The sequence below is a fragment of the Mesorhizobium sp. P2_A12 genome (genome assembly GCF_056405075.1).
Window position 1 is genome coordinate 214,887 of sequence record NZ_JBFUCU010000001.1, and the last position, 20,005, is coordinate 234,891.

Below are 20,005 nucleotides of genomic sequence, written 5' to 3' on the forward strand. Positions count from 1 at the left end.
GATGAGCACCGCCACCCGATCCCTGCCCCGCACCATCGGCGCCCACGCGATCCTGCTGACCTATACGGCGATCGCGCTGTTTCCGGTGATCCTCGTCATCATGAATTCGTTCAAGTCCCGCGCCGGCATCTTCGGCGCGCCGCTGACGCCGCCGACGCCAAAAACTTTCGACCTGATCGGCTACACCACCGTCATCGGCCAGGGCGATTTCATCCACTATTTCCAGAACAGCCTCGTCGTCACCGTCGCTTCGCTGTTCTTCGTGCTTCTGTTCGGCGCCATGGCTGCCTTTGCGCTGTCGGAATACCGGTTTCGCGGCAACTCGCTGATGGGGCTCTATCTGGCGCTCGGCATCATGATCCCGATCCGCCTCGGCACCGTCGCCATCCTGCAGCTGATGGTGGCGAGCGGCCTGGTCAACACGTTGACGGCGCTGATCCTGGTCTACACCGCCCAAGGCCTGCCGCTCGCCATCTTCATCCTGTCGGAATTCATGAAGCAGGTGTCCGACGACCTGAAGAACGCCGGCCGCATCGACGGCTTGTCCGAATACACCATCTTCTTCCGCTTGGTGCTGCCGCTGGTCAGGCCATCGATGGCGACCGTCGCCGTCTTCACCATGATCCCGATCTGGAACGATCTGTGGTTCCCGCTGATCCTGGCCCCGTCGGAAGAGACCAAGACGGTGACGCTCGGCGCGCAGCTGTTCCTCGGCCAGTTCGTCACCAACTGGAACGCGATCCTGGCAGCTCTCTCGCTGGCGATCATGCCGGTGCTGATCCTCTACGTCATCTTCTCGCGGCAGCTGATCCGCGGCATCACCTCGGGAGCCGTCAAGTGAGTTCGCAAGCACCCCTTCGTGTCGTCGTCGCCGGCCTCGGCAATATGGGCCGCAGCCACGCGCTGGCTTATCACACCAATCCGGGCTTCGAGATTGCGGCACTGGTCAACCGCTCCGACGTGCCGCTACCGGACGGGCTTTCCTCCTATGGCATCAGGCGCTCCTTCGACGAGGCTTTGCGCGACGAAAAGCCCGATGTCGCCTGCATCGCCACCTATTCCGACAGCCATGCCGACTATGCGGTGAAGGCGTTCGAGGCCGGCTGCCATGTCTTTGTCGAAAAGCCGTTGGCAACGACGGTGGCCGATGCCAGGCGCGTCGTTGCGGCGGCAAAGGCCAACGGCAGGAAGCTGGTGATCGGCTACATCCTGCGCCATCACCCGTCCTGGATCAGGCTGATCGCCGAAGCGCGCAAGCTCGGCGGCCCCTATGTCTTCCGCATGAACCTCAACCAGCAATCCTCCGGCCATACCTGGGACACGCACAAGCAGTTGATGCAGACGACGTCGCCGATCGTCGACTGCGGCGTGCACTATCTCGACGTGATGCTGCAGATCACCGACGCCAGGCCGGTCGAGGTGCGCGGCATGGGGTTGCGGCTGAGCGAGGAGATCGCGCCCTCGATGTACAATTACGGCCATCTGCAGGTGCTGTTCGATGACGGTTCGGTCGGCTGGTACGAAGCCGGCTGGGGTCCGATGATTTCGGAAACGGCCTTCTTCGTGAAGGACGTCATTTCGCCCAATGGCTGCGTGTCGATCGTCATGAAAGAGGGTGTGAAGTCCGATGACATCGATACCCACACCAAGACCTCGACCATTCGCCTGCACAGTGCGGCGACCGGCCCGGACGGCAAGTTCGCCAAGCCTGACGAAATGCTGTCGATGGCGGGCGAGCCCGGCCATCAGGACCTCTGCGATCTCGAACAGGCCTTCGTGCTGAAGGCGATCCGCGAGGATATGGATCTCACCAGGCATATGGACGATGCGGTGAAATCGCTCGCCGTCTGCCTTGCCGCAGACGCGAGCGTGCGCAGCGGCGCAGCCGTCAAACTCTAGAATAGGGACGAAGCCGTGGGCTCGCTGAACATCGAGAACGTGAAGAAGGCCTTCGGGCCGGTCGAGGTGCTGAAGGGCATCAACCTTGAGGTGACGGACGGCGAATTCGTCGTCTTCGTCGGCCCGTCGGGCTGCGGCAAGTCGACCTTGCTCCGGGTCATTGCCGGGCTGGAGGATTCGACCTCGGGCCGGGTCGTAATCGACGGCCAGGACGTGTCCGTCACGCCGCCGGCCAAGCGCGGCATCGCCATGGTGTTCCAGACCTATGCGCTCTACCCGCATCTGACGGTGAAGAACAATATGGGCCTCGGGCTGAAGCAGGCGAGCACGCCGGCGGCCGAGATCGACCGCCGCATCGGGATTGCCTCGTCGATGCTGTCGCTGGAGCCCTATCTCGAAAGGCGGCCGGCCGAACTCTCCGGCGGCCAGCGCCAGCGCGTCGCCATCGGCCGCGCCGTGGTGCGCGAGCCCAAGCTGTTCCTCTTCGACGAACCCTTATCGAATCTTGATGCCGCATTGCGCGTCAACACGCGGCTGGAGATCGCTCAGCTGCACCGCCGGCTGAAGGCAACGATGATCTACGTCACCCACGACCAGGTCGAGGCGATGACGCTGGCTGACAAGATCGTGGTGCTGAATGCCGGCCGGATCGAGCAGATCGGCGGCCCGATGGAGCTTTACAATTCGCCGGCGAATGAGTTCGTCGCCGGTTTCATCGGCTCGCCGAAGATGAACTTCGTGGACGGCGCCAGGCTTGGTGAAACTGCCAAGACCATCGGCGTGCGGCCGGAGCATCTGACCGTCGATCCGAAATCCGGTGCCTGGAAAGGCACGGTCGTCCACGCCGAGCATCTCGGCGCCGACACCAATCTTTATCTCGACTGCGAGAAGGCCGGCCTGATCACCGTGCGCATCTTCGGCGTCTACGACGCCGAGCCGGGCGCCACGCTCTATGCGACGCCGGACCCGGCCAAGACGTATAGGTTTGGGGCGGATGGGAAGGTGCTGAAGTAGCTGGCGCTGCGGCGGGACCTGCCTTCTCCCCTTGTGGGAGAAGGTGGCCGAGCGAGGCTCGGTCGGATGAGGGGTGTTGGAAGGATCACTACCTTAAAGGTGTAGGCGCCTAAAATCCTTCGATGTTTTAACGTCGCGTTTTGTCCAGCACCCCTCATCCGTCTTGTCGCTGCGCGACAATCCACCTTCTCCCACAAGGGGAGAAGGAAGAGCGGTATGCGCCTAAACGTCAGCCTTGAACGTCTGCTTCTGCTGGCCAAGGCCCTCTATGCCGAGCTCGACGACATCACCGGCCTTCAGGAACACCGGCGGCTTCATGCCCAGCCCGACGCCGGGTGGCGTGCCGGTCGAGATGATGTCACCGGGGTGTAGGGACATGAACTGGCTGAGGTAGGAAACAAGGTATGCCACGCCATAGACCATGGTCTTGGTCGAGCCGTTCTGCATCGTCTTGCCGTTGACGGTCAGCCACATTTTGATGTTCTGCGGGTCGGTGACCTCGTCCTTGGTCACCAGCCACGGGCCGATCGGGCCGAAAGTGTCGCAGGACTTGCCCTTGGTCCACTGGCCCTGCCGCTCGGCCTGGAAGGCGCGTTCGGAGACATCGTGGGCGACGCAATAGCCGGCGACATAGTCGAGCGCGTCGGCTTCGCTGACATATTTCGCCGTCTTGCCGATGACCACGGCCAGTTCGACTTCCCAGTCGGTCTTCACCGAGCCGCGTGGGATCAGCACGTCGTCGTCCGGCCCGACGATAGCCGAGCTTGCCTTCATGAAAATGATCGGCTCCGGCGGCACGGTGGCGCCGGTTTCGGCGGCGTGGTCGGAATAGTTGAGGCCGATGCAGATGAACTTGCCGGTGCCGGTAACGCAGGCGCCGATGCGGGGCTTGCCGGAAACCGCCGGCAGCGACTTCGGATCGAGCTTGGCCAGCGTCGCCAGCGATGCCGGATCGAGTGCCTTACCGCCGATGTCGGCGACATGGCCGGTGAGATCACGGATCGTTCCATCCGCATCGAGCAGGCCGGGGCGCTCGCTCCCCGCCTCGCCATAGCGCAGCAGCTTCATGGTATGTCTCCTCAGTCGTTTGGTTCAGATCGACCAGCCGCCGTCGATATTATAGGCCTGTCCGGACGTATAGGTAGCGCCGGCCAGATAGACGGCGAGATCGGCGATTTCCTCCGGCGTGCCGAGCCGGCCCATCGGCTGGCGGGCGATGAAGGCGGCGCGGGCGGCTTTGTAGTCGCCCTGCGCATGCATGCGGTCCTGCAGCGACGGGCTCTCGACCGTGCCGGGGCAAATGGCATTGCAGCGAATGCCTTTGGCAACATAGTCAGCGGCGATTGCCTTGGTCAGGCCGATGACCGCGGCCTTGGTGACGCCATAGGCGAAGCGGTTCGGCACGCCTTTGCCGGCGCCAGCAACCGACGACATATTGATGATCGATCCGTCGCCGCGCTCGAGCATGCCGGGCAGCACCGCTTTGATGGTGCGTATCATGGCGCGGACATTGAGGTTGAAGGCGAAATCGAGATCGGCGTCCTTCATCTCGAGGATCGAGCCGGAATGGACGAAGCCGGCACAATTGAACAGCACGTCGACCTTGCCGATCTCGGCGAAGGCGGCGTTGACGGCATCGTCGTTGAGCACATCGAGCTTGCGGGTCTTGATGTCGGATGTCTTGGCGAGCTCCGCCAGCAGCGCCTCGTTGATGTCGGTGGCGTAGACGACGGCACCTGCCTTGGCGAAGGCCAGCGCGCTCGCCTTGCCGATGCCTTGCGCCGCTGCCGTGATGACAACGACCTTGCCTGCCAGATCCGCCATGCTCTTCTCCTCGTCCGCTTGGGATCGTCCGGGTCTACCGGTGGTCGGCCACGGCGTCATGGGCCAGTCGGACGCCATCATGCGGCCTGCGCGCCTGTCAGCCCACAGATAAAGATGTTTTTTCTCGTTAAAGAACATGCATCCGGGCGTCAAGTCCGAACACGATCACCATCGCGGCAATCGCCTCAGACCAACGACAAGTTCGACTTGTGCGGAGACCACCAATTGCCGAAGTCGGCGCCGCCCCTCATCGCCCTGCCGGGCACTTCTCCCCGTATAGTGACGGGGAGAAGGGGCTGACCGCAACGCCGGCGCCGATCTTGCGCCGCTGGCGATTGGCGAAATCGTCGATGGCAGCGCCCCTCTCCCCGTCACTATACGGGGAGAGGATGCCGGCAGGCAGGTGAGGGGCGGCGCCAGCGCCCGGAAAAGGCTGGTGGAGCGAAATCAAACCTGACTCGATTGCCCTGCGCTCACCATCGCGGCAGCGTCGCAACTGCTCAGTCGCCGTAAGGCACCCAGACGTTCTTGACCTCGACGGCGCGGCGCAGGAAGGCATCGCCGGCCGCCTCGTCGGACGCCCAGTCGAGACCGCGGCCATTGCCGCTCCAGACGCGCTTGAGGTTGCCGATCGACTCGGCCTCCGCCTTGGCGCAGGTGTCGGCATCGGCGAACACCCAGAGCCCGTCGACATCGTCGTGCTTGGCCAGCACCCCGGCAAGTTCCGCCGTGCGGCCGGTGACGATGTTGATGGCGCCGGGCGGAACGTCGGAATATTCGATGACCTGATAGAGGTCGGTGGCGAGCAGCGGGTACCGCTCGGACGGCACCGCGACCACGGTGTTGCCCATGGCGAGCGCCGGTGCGACCAGCGAGATCAGGCCCAGCAACGGTGACGCGTCGGGTGCGACGACGCCGACAACGCCGACCGGTTCGTGCAGCGCCAGCGTCACGGCACGCGCCGGCGGCTGGTGCACGCGGCCTTCGAACTTGTCGGCAAGGCCGGCATAGAGGAACAGCCGCTCGACCGACTGGTCGACCTCGTCGCGCGCCGCCTTGGGCGTGGCGCCGGTCAGTTCGGTGAGGCGGGCGGCAAATTCGCCGGCGCGGCCGGAAAGATTTTCGGCCAGATAGTATAGCACCTGGGAGCGGTTGTAGGCCGTCGCCTCGGGCCAGGCTTTGCAGGCCCGCGCCGCCGAAACGGCATCGCGGATATCCTTGCGGCTGCCGAGACCGACCTCGCCGGCGAGCTTGCCTTTGGCGGTGGCGACAGCCAGCGAATAGTTGCCGTCCGGCCGCACCTGCTTGCCGCCGATGAACAGCTTTGCCGTGCGGTCGATCGTATCGCCGTCGGATTGCTCGGCAGGTGGCGCAGAGGCAGCCGCCGGCTTGATCACCGGGCCAAGCGGCAATTTGGCCGCCAGGTATTCGAACATGCCTTCGCGCCCGCCCTCGCGGCCGAAACCGCTCTCTCGGTAGCCGCCGAAACCGCAGGCGGCGTCGAACATGTTGGTGCCGTTGACCCAGACGACGCCGGCCTTCAATTGCGGCGCGACATGCAAGGCGAGGTTGACGTTCTCGCTCCACACCGAGGCGGCCAGCCCATAGCGCGTGTTGTTGGCAAGCTCGATCGCTTCCTCCGTGTTGCGGAAGGTCATGGTCGCCAAAACCGGCCCGAACACTTCCTCTTGCGCCAGGATGTTAGCCGGCGAAACACCGGTGGCGAGCGTCGGCAGGTGGTAGTAACCCGACGTTGGCAGTGCGGCGTCCGGCTGCCAGCACACGGCGCCCTGTCTGGCGCCCTCGGCAACCAAGCCCTTGACCCGGTCGAGCTGTGTGGCGTCGACCAGCGGGCCGATATCGGTGTTCTTGTCGAGCGGGCTGCCGACCCGCAGCCGGCTCATGCGTGTCTTGACCTTGGCTATCAAGGCATCGGCGATGCCTTCCTGCACCAGCAGCCGGGAACCGGCGCAGCAGACCTGGCCCTGGTTGAACCAGATGCCGTCGACCAACCCTTCGACGGCGCTGTCGAGATCGGCGTCCTCGAAGACGATGAAGGCCGACTTGCCGCCAAGCTCCAGCGACAGTTTTTTCCCTGAGCCAGCCGTGGCTTTCCTGATGATCTTGCCGACTTCCGACGAACCGGTGAAGGCGATCTTCTGGATGCCAGGGTGGTTGACGATGGCCGCACCCGCCTCCGGGCCGCCCTGGACGATGTTGATGACACCTTTCGGCACGCCGGCCCGTTCGCAGATTTCGGCAAACAGGATGGCGGTCAGCGGCGTGAATTCGGCCGGCTTCAGCACCACGGTGCAGCCCGCGGCAAGTGCCGGCGCGATCTTCCAGGCCAGCATCAGCAGCGGAAAATTCCACGGGATGATCTGGCCGACGACGCCGACACCCTTGTGGCCGGGAAAATCCCTGTCCAGCGCCTGCGCCCAGCCGGCATGGTGGATGAAATGGCGGATGGCCAGCGGCACGTCGATATCGCGGCTTTCGCGGATCGGCTTCCCGTTGTCGATCGATTCCAGCACCGCGAACAGGCGCTGGTGGCGCTGCATGGCGCGGCCGATGGCATAGAGCACTTTCGCCCTGATATAGCCTGAAGACGCCGACCATTTCGGCAGCGCCTTGGCTGCGGCCGAAACCGCCGCGTCGATATCGGCGGCATTGGCGTCCGACACTTTGGCCAGCAGCTTGCCGGCGGAGGGCTCGCTGGTCTCGAAGGTCTTGCCGCCGGAAGCGGCTTTCCAGTCGCCGCCGATGAACAGCGCCTTGCCGAAATCGCGCGCCGCAAGCCAGGCGTCGGCCTCGTTGCGGGCTTCCGGCGCCGGGCCGTATTCCATGGCGTGATAGCGGTCGAGAATGTTCATGGGGTTCCTCCTTCACTCCCTTGTGGGGAGGGTCGATCGGCTAGGCTGATCGGGGTGGGGCGCTCAAGCCATGGCGTGGCGATGGTTGGCCGAATAGTGCCCGGTCAGATGGTGTTCGAGCTGGCGCTCGATGTCGGTCAAGAGGCTCGAGGCGCCGAAGCGGAACAGCTCGGGCTCCAGCCACGGCCGGCCGAGTTCTTCCTTCATCAGCACCAGCCAGTCGAGCGAGGCTTTTGCCGTGGAGATGCCGCCAGCCGGCTTGAAGCCGATGAGATAGCCGGTCTCTTCGAAATAGGCGCGGATGGCGCGCACCATGGCAAGGCCGACGGGCAGCGTTGCGTTGACGCTTTCCTTGCCGGTCGAGGTCTTGATGAAATCCGCGCCCGCCATCATCGCCACCATTGAGGCCAGCATGACATTGCGCAGCGTGGCGAGGTCGCCGGTGCCGAGAATGACCTTCAGATGCGCGTCACCGCAGGCGGCGCGCATCGAGACGATCTCATTGTAGAGTTCCCGCCACTTGGCGCCGAACACCAGCCCGCGTGGAATGACAACGTCGATCTCGTCGGCGCCGTCCTTCACCGAGGCTTCTATCTCCTGCAGGCGGGTGGAAAGTGGGGCAAGGCCGTGCGGGAACGCGGTGGAAACAGCGGCGACGTGGATGCCGGTGCCGCGCACGGCATCGACCGCGGTGGCGACGAAGGGATGGTAGACGCAGACGGCAGCCGGGCGAATGACCTCGCCCGCAATACCGAGACCCTCGACGATGTCGCGGCGGAACGGATTGATCGCCTTGGCGCACAGCCGGCGCACGCGCTCTTCGGTGTCGTTGGAATTCAGCGTCGTCAGGTCCATGCACGCGACGGCGCGCAGCAGCCAGGCGGCCTGATTGTCGGCCTTGATCGACCGCCGCTTGGTCAGGCTGGCGACGCGGCGTTCCAGCGCCGAGCGGTTGACGCTGCGTACCGATTCCATGAAGCCGAGGTCAAGCTTCATGCCGGGGTTGCGCGCAATGCGATGGTCCAGCGGGACGGGGGTGTTGGCGGCGGCCCGCGCCGGCAGCGGCGTCACCTTGGGCGAGCCAAGATCGGCTTCGCGGATTGTGCTGCTCATCTCCTGCCCTTTCATTCATCGACTTGCGCCGAAGATAGCCCGTGAAGTCGTAGTTCACGAGTCCTTCAGCGGGTCATAGCTGAAAAAGGCTGCGAAAGCAGCTAGTTTTTGACCGAAAGGTCAAAACTCGATTCTTGAGCGAGTTGACCGGCTCAGCCGACGAAGGCGCGTTCGACAACGAAACTCGCCGGATGATGCAGCGAGCCCTCCTCGAAGCCAAGGCTTTCGGCCAGTTCCTTGACGTCCTTCAGCATGTGCATCGAACCGCAGATCATGATGCGGTCGGTTTCCGGATTGAGCTTGTCGATGCCGAGATCAGTGTAGAACTTGCCGGACCCGATCAGCGCGGTGATGCGGCCCATGCGCGCCGATTCTTCGCGGGTCGTCGAATTGTAGAGGGTGACACGGCCGCCGGTCAGCTCGCCGATCAGCGGATCGCTTTCGAGCCCGGCGACCAGCTCCTGGCCATAGATGAGCTCGGCAGTGTCGCGGCAGGTGTGGGTCAGGACGACCTGTTCGAACTTCTCATAGGTGTCGGGGTCGCGCAGCAGGCTGGCGAAGGGCGCGATGCCGGTGCCGGTCGAGATCATGAACAGGCGTTTGGCGGGCGTCAGCGCGTCGACGACCAGCGTGCCGGTCGACTTCTGGCGCATGATGACGGTGTCGCCGACCTGGATCTTCTGCAGTTCCGAGGTCAGCGGGCCGTCCGGCACCTTGATCGAGAAGAATTCCAGCTCGTCGTCCCAGGCTGGGCTCGCCACCGAATAGGCACGGAACACCGGCTTCTCGGCATTGGGCAGGCCGATCATGACGAACTCGCCGGAACGGAAGCGCAGCGACTGCGGCCGGGTGATGCGGAACGAGAACAGCCGGTCCGTATAATGCTTCACCGAGACGACGGTCTCGGCATAGACATTGGCCGGAATCGGAAACTGCAGCGGGCGGGCGCCGGCGGTATTGAATGCGGATGTGGTGTTCATCAAATCCAACCTTCTGGCCCAACTGCGAACGCGGGCGCCAAACCTTCACCTGCGCGCCCGAACCATTCAGGTTCCGGCGTGCTGTCTGCACACTCCGAGGCGGTAAGCTCTTGTGTCCGGAATTTATTAGTATACAAACGATATTTGCGTCAAGATACCGCCGCGAAACACCTTTCCAAACTGTGACATATCCGTAGTCCGCGCATTTCGGGTTTCGACAATGAAAGAGAATTTTTCGGTGCAGCCGCCGGATTCCCTGGGCAGCGTCGTCGCCGGTATCGATGTCGGCGGGACCTTTACCGACCTGCTTCTGATCGATGGACGCGACGGTGGCCGGGTGCATATAGCCAAGACCCCGACCACGGTCGACAACCAGGCTTTCGGGGTCGTTTCGGCGCTTGGCGCCACCGGATTTCCGATCGACGGCATCGACCTCATCGTGCATGGCACGACCACCACCACCAATGCCGTGCTCGAACGCCGGCTGGCGAAAACCGGCATGATCACGACGCGCGGTTTTCGCGACGTGATCGAGCTCGGCCGGCGCACGCGACCGCAGGCCTATGGCATGACTGGCAGCTTCGTGCCGATCATTCCGCGCAATCTGAGGCTCGAAGTCTCGGAGCGTGTCGAGGCGTCGGGCACTGTGCGCACGCCGCTCGACGAGGCTGAAATGCGCGACGCGGTGAAGGCGCTGATCGAGGCCGGTTGCGAATCCCTCGTCATCCACTTCCTGCATTCCTACGCCAACCCGGCGCATGAACGGCGCGCCGCGGAAATCGCCGCCGAGCTCTGGCCGAACGGCTACATCACGTCGGGCCACGCGCTGCTGTCGGAGGCGCGCGAATTCGAGCGCGGCGTCACCGCTTCGGTCAACGCCTCGGTGCAGCCGATCCTCGAGCGCTATGTCGAGCGGTTGCGCAAGGAATTGGGCGCAAAAGGCTATGCCCGCGACTTCCTGATCATGAACGGCAATGGCGGCATGATCTCGGCCCGCTTCGTCACACGTGAATCGGCCAAGACCGTCATGTCCGGCCCGGCCTCGGGCGTCATCGCCGCCGCCTATACGGGAAAACGCGCCGGCTACGAAAACCTCGTCACCTACGACATGGGGGGCACCTCGACCGACGTGGCGCTGATCCGCAACGCGGAGCCGGCGGTCTCGAACGAGATCGAGATCGAGTATGCGATGCCGATCCACGTGCCGATGGTGGCCGTGCACACGGTCGGCGCCGGCGGCGGCTCGATCGCCCGCGTCGACGCCGCCGGCCTGATCCAGATCGGCCCGGAAAGCGCCGGCGCCAATCCCGGCCCGATCTGCTACGGGCGCGGCGGCCTGGAGCCAACCATCACCGACGCCAATCTGGTGCTCGGCCGGCTGGCGCCGAAGAAGCTGCTGGCGGTCGAAAACCCGGTCACCGTCGAGCGCGTCACCGGCATCTTCGAGGAGAAGATCGGCAAGGCGACCGGCCTGTCCGGCGTCGAGGCGGCGGGCGCGGTGCTGCGGCTCGGCAACATGAAAATGGCCGGCGCCATCCGCATGGTTTCGGTGTCACGCGGCCATGATCCGCGCGATTTCGCGCTGTTCGCCTTTGGCGGCGCCGGACCATTGCATGCGACGGCCCTGGCGCGCGAACTCGGCCTGCCCAAGGTGCTGGTGCCGGCGCGGCCAGGCATCACCAACGCGCTCGGCTGCGTCGTCGCCGATCTGCGCCACGACTTCGTCAACACCGTAAACCAGCCGGTGGCCGTTCTCAATGAAACTCAGCTCCAAGCGGTATTGGAACGGCACCGAAACGAAGGCGAGGAGCTGATCGGCAAGGAAGCGGTGAAGCCGGAGACGATCCGCGTCACCCACTCCGCCGACATGCAGTTCGTCGGCCAGACCCACATCATCAACGTGCCGTTGCCGTCCTCGTCGGTGACCCGGCACGAGCTGCAATCTCTGTTCGAAAAAGCCTATTTCGCCCGCTTCAAGGTCGAGCTGCCGGAAATCCGCGCCAACCTCGTCAACCTCAACACTTCGGTGACGGGTGTGCGGCCGGCGATCGACCTGTCGCGCTTGATCGACCCGGCGGGGCGCGCAAAAAAGCTCGACGAGGCGCGGCGCGAGATCCGGCCGGTCTGGTATGGTGGACGCTGGCACGACACGCCGGTCTACGCACGCGAAAAGTTACCGCTCGACGCGGTCATCGAAGGCCCGGCGATCCTCGAGCAGATGGATGCGACCACCGTGCTCGAACCCGGCGACCGCGCGCGCTCGGACGCCGACGGCAACATCATCATCGACATTGGCGAGGCCTGAGATGCCTGACATTGATATGGCAAAGCTCGACGCCATCACCCTTTCGGTCCTCCAGGCGGCCTTGCAGCAGGTCTGCGACGAGATGGACCTGACCTTCTCCCGCGCCGCCTTCTCGCCGGTCATCGCCGAGGCCAACGACCGCTCCGACGGCATCTATTCGGCCGTCGACGGCTCGCTGATCGCGCAAGGCAGCCAAGGCCTGCCGGTGTTCGTCGGCGTCATGCAATATTCGACCAAAACGGTGATCGAGATGATCGCCGATGGCCGCTGCCTGCCGCCGGAGCCCGGCGACATCTACATCGTCAACGATCCTTATCTCGGCGGCACCCATCTGATGGACGTGCGCTTTGCCATGCCGGTCTACCGGGCAGGAAAAATCTTTTGCTGGCTGTCCAACACCGGCCACTGGCCTGACATTGGCGGCTCGGTGCCGGGCGGCTTCTCGGCTTCCGCGACCGCGGTCGAACAGGAAGGCCTGCGGCTGCCACCGGTGAAACTGTTCAAGAAGGGCGTGCTTGATCCGGAAATCTACGCCATCATCTGCTCCAACATCCGCGTTGCCGACCAGCGCATCGGCGACATCCGCGCCCAGGCTGCTGCACTGCTGATCGGCCAGGACCGGCTCAACGGAATCCTGGATCGTTACGGAGACGAAACTGTTGTCGAGGCGATCGCCGAACTGCGTCGGCGGGCCGCCGAGCAGATGCGCGCCAACATATCCGCCATCCCGGACGGCACCTACCATTCCAAGGCCTTTGTCGATTCCGACGGGGTGGTCAACGAGCCGCTGACGATCGCGCTGGCCGTCGAGAAACGGGGCGACACGCTGACCTTCGATTTTGCCGGCTCATCAAAGCCCTGCGCCGGGCCGATGAACAGCGTGCTGGCGACGACCTTGTCCTCGGTCTACCTCGCCATGCGCCACATTTTCCCGGACGTGCCGATCAGCGCCGGCGCTTTCGAGCCGCTTGAAGTCAAGCGTCCGGAAGGCACCTTCCTCGACGCCAAATATCCGCGCCCGGTCTCGGGCTGCGCCGCCGAGGTGTCGCAGCGCATCGCCGAGGCCGTGTTCGCGGCCATGGTGCAGGCGCTGCCCGACAAGGTGACGGCGGCCCCGGCTGGCTCCAGCGGCAATTTCGCGCTCGGCGGCAACGACCCGGCACGCGGCCGCGACTACGTCATGTACCAGATCTCCGGCGGCGGCTATGGCGGCAATTCAGGCCATGACGGCCTGACCAATGGCTGCTCGACCATCGGCATCTCCAAGTCGCCGCCGGTCGAGATCATGGAACAGGCCTTTCCGGTGCTCTACCGCCACTATGCCTTGCGCGAAGGCTCGGGCGGCGCCGGCAAGCAGCGCGGCGGTTTCGGCCTCGCCTACGAGGTCGAGATCCTGCGCGGCGACGCCCGCGCCTCCTTCGTCATGGATCATGGCCGTTTCGGCCCGCAGGGCGCGCTCGGCGGCAGCGACGGCGCCGTCAACACCGTGACCGTTTTCCGCAATGGCGAGGAGCACGTGCCGCCGCATCTCTCCAAGGAGCAGGACATCGCCCTGAAGGCCGGCGACCGCGTGCGCGTCGGCACGCCGGGCGGCGGCGGCTATGGCGATCCGCTAGAGCGCGATGCCGATCTGGTGCTGCGCGATGTGGCGCTGGGATACTACACGTCAGCGGAGGCCAGCGAAAAATTCGGCGTTGTCCTCTCGGCAGGCGAGTTCGCCGTCGACCGCAAGGCGACGGACAAGCAGCGCGCCGGCTAACACTGACGGCGGCCGGGATCGTCCGCCGCGCCGTGATCGCCGCAGCACATGTCGTTTCCGTCTCCGCCGGGGTCACGAAAGCCCGTAGACTTATCCAGTCAACGGAGATCTCGGACATGCGTCTTTTCGGTCGTTTCGTGCTTGCCGCCTCGGTCGCCCTGGTTCTCGCCACGGGGGCTGCTTCCGCCCAGGACAAGAAACTCAGGATCGGCACCGAGGGCGCCTATCCGCCCTTCAACTACGCCAATGCCGACGGCACGCTGGGCGGCTTCGACATCGACCTCGGCAAGGCGCTGTGCGCCGAAATGAAGGCCGAGTGCGAGTTCACCGTGCAGGATTTCGACGGTTCTATCCCAGCGCTGCAGGCCGGCAAGTTCGATGCGATCATCAACATCACCATCACACCGGAGCGGGCCGAGAAGGTCGAGTTCACCCACAAATACTACCAGACGCCGCCGGCCATCGCGGTGCCGAAGGATTCGACCATCGCCGGCACATCGCCCGAGGACCTGAAAGGCAAGGCGCTCGGCGTGCAGACCGCGACCATCCACCAGAAATTCGCCGAGCAGAAATACTCAGGCTCGACCGTCAAGGCCTATCCGACCGGCGATGACGCCCGCACCGACATGGCCAATGGCCGCCTCGACGCGATGATGGACGGCTCGATCATCCTGACCGAATGGCTGAAGAAACCGGATGGCGCCTGCTGCAAGCTGCTTGGCACCTTGACGGCCGATCCGGCCATTCACGGCCCCGGCGTCGGCATCGCGCTGCAGAAGGGCAACAAGGAGCTGGCCGACAAGTTCAATGCGGCAATAGACGCGCTGCGCGCCAACGGAAAATACAAGGAAATCAACGATAAATACTTTTCCTTCGACGTTTACGGCAGCTGATCCCGGCAGCAATTCCCTTCGGCAGCGCTATCCGGCGCTGCCGTTTTTCATGAATAATGGAGACTTCCTTGGCTGAGCGGCGCTCCCCCTTCTACAGCAGCATCGTCGGGCTGGGCGCAACCATGGGTCGGGTCGGTGGCGATTTCATTTCGGCCAAGACTTATTCCGGCATTGCCGACGAGCACCTGAACACGCGCAAGAATGTCGGCGTGCAGGATCTCAGCACCATGGGCAAGATGGACATCAAGGGGCCGGACGCCGAGGCGCTGGTCAACCATGTCATCGTCAACGACGCCGCGGCGATGAAGCCCGGCCAGGTCCGCTATTCCACGGTCTGCCGCGAGGATGGCGGCATCATGGATGATCTCACCGTGTTCCGTCTTGCGCCCGAGCATTTCATGCTGGTGACCGGCTCGGTCAATCGCCTGAAGATGCTGCCGTGGCTGCTGCATCATGCGCAGGGGCGCAAGGCCTATGTCACCGACATCACCGCGGCCATCGCCTTCCCGACCATCCAGGGGCCGCGCTCGCGCGACCTGCTGAAGGCGTTGATCGCGGATGCCGATCTGGACGGGCTCAAGCGCTGGTCGTTCGCCTCGGGGCGCATTGGTGAGACGAAGATACTGATCTCGCGCACCGGGGTGACCGGCGAGCTAGGCTTCGAACTGTTCGTGCCGGCCGACGAGGCGGCTTCGGTCTGGAACGTGCTGATGACGGCCGGCCGTGACTTCGGCCTGAAACCCTATGGCGTGCTGGCGATGTTCACGCTCGGACTGGAAAAGGCCTATCCGGCGCATGGCATCGACATGGACGAGACCCGCACGCCGTTCCATGTCGGCCTCGACCGCTGGATCAAATTCGACAAGGGCGATTTCGTCGGCCGCGAAGCCTTGCTCAAGGTCCGCGACAAGGGCATCGACGAGCAATGGGTCGGGCTGATCCTCGACGGCGACAGGCCGGCCGCGACCGACGCCAGGGTGCTGGCCGATGGCGAGGACGCCGGCATCGTTACCTACAGCGACCACGGCTATTCCCTCGGCAAGGTGCTGGCGACCGCGCATCTGCGGCTGCCATTCACCGCCATCGGCACCGAACTCGGCATGGACATCGACGGCAAGCCGACCCGCGCGGTCGTCGCGCCAATCCCGTTCTTCGACCCTGAGGGGGTGAGGCTGAGGGGCTAGCGCGGCTTGTTCCGGAAATCGCTTTGGGCTTTCGGAAGGCGACATTCATCCATCGGGTATGCCGACAGCAAGCAGGTCTCTCCGAAGGTCCTCCAGGATTTTTGGGTTACGATACGGATCGATCAAGATGGTGCTTACAGTCGCACCGGGCCTTGCCGCCAGACACTGTCTGGCTGCGTGAGCGGCGAGTTGCTCGTCGCCCATTCTCAAATGACAGACCGCCAGAAACGCATAGGCCCAAAATGCATAGGCATTGAGATTCCGGTAGGAGGCTATCGCCTCAGGATACCGTCCGAGAACCAGAAGAACTTGTCCGCGTAGATCCCAGAACCAATCGTAATTTAGGGGATCACGGGCGATACAGACGTCCAGATCGGACAAAGCTTCTTCATGTCGACCGAGATAGCTCCAGCACAAGCCCCGTATCGCCCTTGCCCGGGTTTCGTTCGGGTTGAGGTTCACACCCTGCTCGAGATGCAGCAGCGCCTCCTCTAACTGTCCCATGAAGATCAGCGTGTGACCCACCGCAATATGGCTCCATGCCTCCTTCGGCCCAAGCTTTAGAGCGCGGCGAGCATGGACAAGCGCGATCTTGAGCGTGTTCCCGTCCCCCTCAAGCAGCCATTTGCTTGTGAGTACAGTCGCCATCATCGCATGGATGGTAGCGACATTCGGGTCGAGCTCAATCGCCCTGGCAAGATAAGGCTCTGCTTCAAGAGTGGTGTCATAGCGAACCATCCGAACGCGAGCCTGAAGATACAGATCGTAGGCATCGAGCTGGGTGATCGGAAGGCGTCGTATCTTCTCCACGCCCGAAGTTCGGATTGTGCCGACGACAGTGATAGCGACACTTCTGGCGATCTCCTCCTGGAGCTCAAAAATATCTGTCAGCTCCCGATCGAATCGATCGGCCCAGATTTGATTGCCGGATCTGGCCTCTATGAGTTGCGATGAGATCCTGACCCTGTCGCCGGCACGGCGAATGCTACCCCGAAGCAGGTAATCGACGGACAACTGCTTCGCGATGGTGACGGCGTCGACAGTCCTTCCCTTGAACACAAAGGAGGAATTGCGGGCTATGAGATGAAGTTCACCGAATCGCCCCAGTTCGGTGATGATGTCCTCGGTGACCCCGTCGCTGAAATATTCCTGGCTGGCGTCGCTGCTCATATTCTCGAATGCAAGAACTGCAACGACTGGTCCGCGGCTTGATGCGCCACCGATTTGCGGTCTGGGCGTCTCGTCCATGCTCCTGCGCAATAGCCGAAGCTCGTCACCTGGCTCCAGGTTCAACTCGCGCTTCAGCAACAGCTTGCACGCCTCGTAATGCTTGATGGCGAGCGCGGCCTGACCCAGGGCGATATGCGCCCGCATCAACGCGACATGTGACGGCTCCCGAAGCGGATCAAGAGCAACCAGCCGTTCGCAAATAGCAACGCGCTCGGTACCGGTCACCGATTCAGCCAAGACTTGGAACACATCGATTGCCCGCGAGGACAGGTCGGCACGGACTTCGCGCAGCCAATCCTCGAAAGCGTTGTCAAACGTGCTCAACCCATCAAGAAAAGGTCCGGCATAGAGGGTGGCTGCCCGCCGAAGCTCGGCCGCATTACGGCTCGCGGATGCAGCGACGAATTCAGTTACGTCGATGGTGAACAATTTCGGATTGAGCGCGACGCGATCCCCGACCAGGACCAAGGCATCCGCTCCCAACTCGGCAAAGTCCTTGCGGATAGCCGCCAGGGCCTGCCGCAGACTGTCCCTTGCCTGCTCCTCACCTCGATGGCTCCATAGAAGAGCAGCCAGCTTGTGACGCGTCGCCTCCTGGCTCGGGGCTACGGCGAGAATGCCCAGAAGCGCTCTATTCTTCTTGGCAGCCACCTCCAAGGGTTTCCCCTGCGGCGACGTCAGGTGAAAACCACCCAGGAGATCGAGCCGCGCCGGGCTCATCGCGATATACTCTGAATTTCTGCTTTTTCCGCGATATTCACGAGCTTTTCACAGGCATCTCACGCCCCGCATTCGATGTTGCCTCTCGCAACTAACAACATCCGAGAGGAAACTCCAATGTCCATCGTCACCGAGGTTTTGGGAAAGGCAAGTGAAACGCTCGCGAACGAACTGCCGAAGTGGCGCAAGGTCCACCTTGGCCGATTTTTGTACAGCATAGCAGCTGCATATGCCTCCGCGACCTGGAAGGCCTACGGGGCGGCTACTGGCCTTGGTGCGAATAGTCCCGGACGTCGACCTGACGACGACGTCGGCAACTACTGAACTTCTTCGTCCCAACGCAGCGACGCAGACCTCGTCCAAGCCATGATCGGCGGGCCTTGTGGTTCAGAAGCATCGCTATAGGTTCGTATGGAAGACAACGTCACCCAGATCGTCGGCCCCGTGCTCACCCCCGCCGATCCAGCCTCGCCACCAGCCGGTCACCGGCCCACTGGATGCCGCAGACCAGGATGATCAGCACGATCACCACGGCGATCATGACGCTGGTCTCGAAACGCTGATAGCCGTAGCGGATGGCGAGATCGCCGAGCCCACCGGCGCCGATGGCGCCGGCCATCGCCGAGGCGCCGATCAGCGTTACCAGCGTCACCGTGAAACCGGCGACGATGCCGGGCAGGGCTTCGGGCACCAGCACCTCGCGGATGATCGTCCAGCGATTGCCTCCCATGGCGCGCGCCGCTTCGATCAGCCCGCGGTCGACTTCGCGCAGCGACACTTCGGCGATGCGCGCATAATAGGGCGTGGCGGCGATCGATAGCGGCACGATGGCCGCCCAGGTGCCGATCGAGGTGCCGACGATCAGCCGCGTCACCGGGATCAGCGCCACCAGAAGGATGATGAAGGGCACCGAACGGAAGCCGTTGATCACGGCGGCGAGCGCGCGGTTCACCCATGGGCTTTCGGCGATGCCGCCGCGTTCGGTGGCGATCAGCGCCAGCCCCAGCGGCAGGCCGAAGACCAGCGAGATCAGGCCGGACGCGGCCGTCATCAGCACGGTCTCCCAGATCGAACGCAGCAGAAGCTCAAACAGGATTGGCGACATGGCCAAGCACCTCCACCCGCGCCTGGCGGGCCTTCAGGAATGTGATGACGGCGGCGAGATGGCTTGCATCGCTGCCAGGGACGGAAACGAACAGCGTCCCGACGGGCTGCTGCTGGATGTGGTCGATGCCGCCGTGGATGAGACGGAAGGGGCCTGGAACGGCGGTGGCGAGATCGGACAACAATGGGCCACGCGCCGCCTCGCCGGCCACGTCCACGCGCAGGACCGTCTCCGCGCCGGCTAACGGCAGCAGCCGGGCGGCCAGTTCGGCGGGCAGCTGCGGCCGGATGGCGCCGAGCAGGCTGCGTGTGATCTCAGAGCGCGGCTCGGCAAACACCGACCAGACCGGCCCTTCCTCGACGATGCGGCCGGCATCGATCACCGCCACCCGGTCGGCGATCGAGCGGATCACCTCCATCTCATGGGTGATCAGCAGGATGGTCAGCCCAAGCTGCCGGTTGATGTCTTTCAGCAGGGCGAGGATGGAGCGTGTCGTCTCCGGGTCGAGCGCCGAAGTGGCTTCGTCCGACAGCAGCAGCGCCGGCCGCGCCGCAAGCGCCCGGGCGATGCCGACGCGCTGCTTCTGGCCGCCCGACAGCGATGCCGGATAGGCCTTGGCCTTCTCCGACAGGCCGACAAGGTCAAGCAGTTCCGCGGCGCGCTGCAGCCGCTCGGCCTTCGGCCGGCCCTCGATCTTCAGGGGCAGCGCCACATTGTCCTCGACCGTCTTGGCGGACAAAAGGTTGAAGTGCTGGAAGATCATGCCGATGCGCCGCCGCAGCGGCTGCAGATCGCGCTCGCCGAGCCGGCTGATCTCGCGGCCTTCGATGAACACCTCGCCGGAATCGGGCCGCTCCAGCCCGTTCAGGCAGCGGATCAGCGTCGATTTGCCTGCGCCGCTGCGGCCGATGATGCCGAGGATCTCGCCCTTGCGCACCGTCAGCGAGACGCCATCAAGCGCCGCCGTGACGCCAAAGCGGCGCTTCAGGTCGACAAGACGCACCACGTCCTGCGGTGTTGCGCCCGGCTGGTCCGTGGTCTCGGCGGTTGCGGTAAAATGCTGGTTCATGCGCGGATCCCTAGAAATACAATTGCGGCCCGCGCGT

Annotated in this window: 16 protein-coding genes; 8 read left to right on the forward strand and 8 right to left on the reverse strand. The window is 63.9% G+C overall.

The annotated features are described in order from the left end of the window. Nucleotide 1 precedes the first annotated feature (1 nt). From AC1DZU_RS01000 to AC1DZU_RS01010, 3 genes are read left to right on the forward strand one after another with little or no spacing between them, the layout of a single operon-like run. Nucleotides 2-841: a carbohydrate ABC transporter permease gene (locus AC1DZU_RS01000; protein ID WP_095083652.1), complete on the forward strand. Its 840-nt coding sequence runs from the start codon at nt 2-4 to the stop codon at nt 839-841. After that, nucleotides 838-1,899, forward strand: coding sequence for a Gfo/Idh/MocA family protein (locus AC1DZU_RS01005; RefSeq protein WP_477280915.1), 1,062 nt, complete (start codon nt 838-840; stop codon nt 1,897-1,899). Before AC1DZU_RS01000 ends, AC1DZU_RS01005 begins: the two co-directional genes overlap by 4 nt. A gap of 15 nt (nt 1,900-1,914) precedes the next feature. Next, a complete protein-coding gene (locus AC1DZU_RS01010; protein ID WP_477280917.1) occupies nt 1,915-2,913 on the forward strand; it encodes an ABC transporter ATP-binding protein in 999 nt (332 codons plus the stop codon). 222 nt (nt 2,914-3,135) lie between these two features. Here AC1DZU_RS01010 and AC1DZU_RS01015 read toward each other — a convergent pair whose 3' ends face one another. From AC1DZU_RS01015 to AC1DZU_RS01035, 5 genes are all read right to left on the reverse strand, one after another. Continuing rightward, nucleotides 3,136-3,981 carry a fumarylacetoacetate hydrolase family protein gene (locus AC1DZU_RS01015; RefSeq protein WP_477280919.1) on the reverse strand — a complete coding sequence of 282 codons (846 nt, stop codon included), beginning with the start codon at nt 3,979-3,981 and terminating at the stop codon, nt 3,136-3,138. A gap of 24 nt (nt 3,982-4,005) precedes the next feature. Further along, on the reverse strand, nt 4,006-4,737 hold the full coding sequence (locus AC1DZU_RS01020) for an SDR family oxidoreductase (RefSeq protein ID WP_477280921.1): 732 nt from the start codon (nt 4,735-4,737) through the stop codon (nt 4,006-4,008). A 500-nt stretch (nt 4,738-5,237) separates the two neighbouring features. Then, nucleotides 5,238-7,610 carry an aldehyde dehydrogenase family protein gene (locus AC1DZU_RS01025; protein ID WP_477280923.1) on the reverse strand — a complete coding sequence of 791 codons (2,373 nt, stop codon included), beginning with the start codon at nt 7,608-7,610 and terminating at the stop codon, nt 5,238-5,240. Between the two features lie 63 nt (nt 7,611-7,673). Continuing rightward, entirely contained in the window at nt 7,674-8,723 is a 1,050-nt protein-coding gene (gene deoC, locus AC1DZU_RS01030) for a deoxyribose-phosphate aldolase (RefSeq protein WP_477280925.1), read from the reverse strand. Between the two features lie 152 nt (nt 8,724-8,875). Next, on the reverse strand, nt 8,876-9,703 hold the full coding sequence (locus tag AC1DZU_RS01035; protein WP_477280927.1) for a ferredoxin--NADP reductase: 828 nt from the start codon (nt 9,701-9,703) through the stop codon (nt 8,876-8,878). Nucleotides 9,704-9,923: 220 nt separating this feature from the next. On the opposite strand from AC1DZU_RS01035, the gene AC1DZU_RS01040 reads away from it, so the two are divergent. The 4 genes from AC1DZU_RS01040 (at nt 9,924) to AC1DZU_RS01055 (ending at nt 15,844) form a co-directional block, all read left to right on the forward strand. Then, nucleotides 9,924-12,008 carry a hydantoinase/oxoprolinase family protein gene (locus AC1DZU_RS01040; RefSeq protein ID WP_477280929.1) on the forward strand — a complete coding sequence of 695 codons (2,085 nt, stop codon included), beginning with the start codon at nt 9,924-9,926 and terminating at the stop codon, nt 12,006-12,008. Between the two features lie 16 nt (nt 12,009-12,024). Beyond that, complete coding sequence (locus AC1DZU_RS01045; protein ID WP_477282173.1) at nt 12,025-13,767, forward strand: hydantoinase B/oxoprolinase family protein; 1,743 nt, start codon at nt 12,025-12,027, stop codon at nt 13,765-13,767. A gap of 116 nt (nt 13,768-13,883) precedes the next feature. Beyond that, complete coding sequence (locus AC1DZU_RS01050) at nt 13,884-14,660, forward strand: ABC transporter substrate-binding protein (protein ID WP_477280931.1); 777 nt, start codon at nt 13,884-13,886, stop codon at nt 14,658-14,660. Between the two features lie 68 nt (nt 14,661-14,728). Beyond that, a complete protein-coding gene (locus tag AC1DZU_RS01055) occupies nt 14,729-15,844 on the forward strand; it encodes an aminomethyl transferase family protein (RefSeq protein WP_477280933.1) in 1,116 nt (371 codons plus the stop codon). 45 nt (nt 15,845-15,889) lie between these two features. On the opposite strand, the gene AC1DZU_RS01060 is transcribed toward AC1DZU_RS01055, so the two are convergent. Beyond that, on the reverse strand, nt 15,890-17,794 hold the full coding sequence (locus AC1DZU_RS01060; RefSeq protein WP_477280935.1) for a BTAD domain-containing putative transcriptional regulator: 1,905 nt from the start codon (nt 17,792-17,794) through the stop codon (nt 15,890-15,892). A gap of 117 nt (nt 17,795-17,911) precedes the next feature. On the opposite strand from AC1DZU_RS01060, the gene AC1DZU_RS01065 reads away from it, so the two are divergent. Then, nucleotides 17,912-18,118 (forward strand): hypothetical protein, encoded by a 207-nt coding sequence (locus AC1DZU_RS01065; RefSeq protein WP_477280937.1) that lies wholly within the window; start codon nt 17,912-17,914, stop codon nt 18,116-18,118. 124 nt (nt 18,119-18,242) lie between these two features. Here AC1DZU_RS01065 and AC1DZU_RS01070 read toward each other — a convergent pair whose 3' ends face one another. Then, nucleotides 18,243-18,899, reverse strand: coding sequence for a methionine ABC transporter permease (locus tag AC1DZU_RS01070; RefSeq protein ID WP_477280939.1), 657 nt, complete (start codon nt 18,897-18,899; stop codon nt 18,243-18,245). After that, nucleotides 18,880-19,968: a methionine ABC transporter ATP-binding protein gene (locus AC1DZU_RS01075; protein ID WP_477280941.1), complete on the reverse strand. Its 1,089-nt coding sequence runs from the start codon at nt 19,966-19,968 to the stop codon at nt 18,880-18,882. The genes AC1DZU_RS01070 and AC1DZU_RS01075 overlap by 20 nt, the downstream gene beginning before the upstream one ends. Between the last annotated feature and the right edge of the window lie 37 nt (nt 19,969-20,005).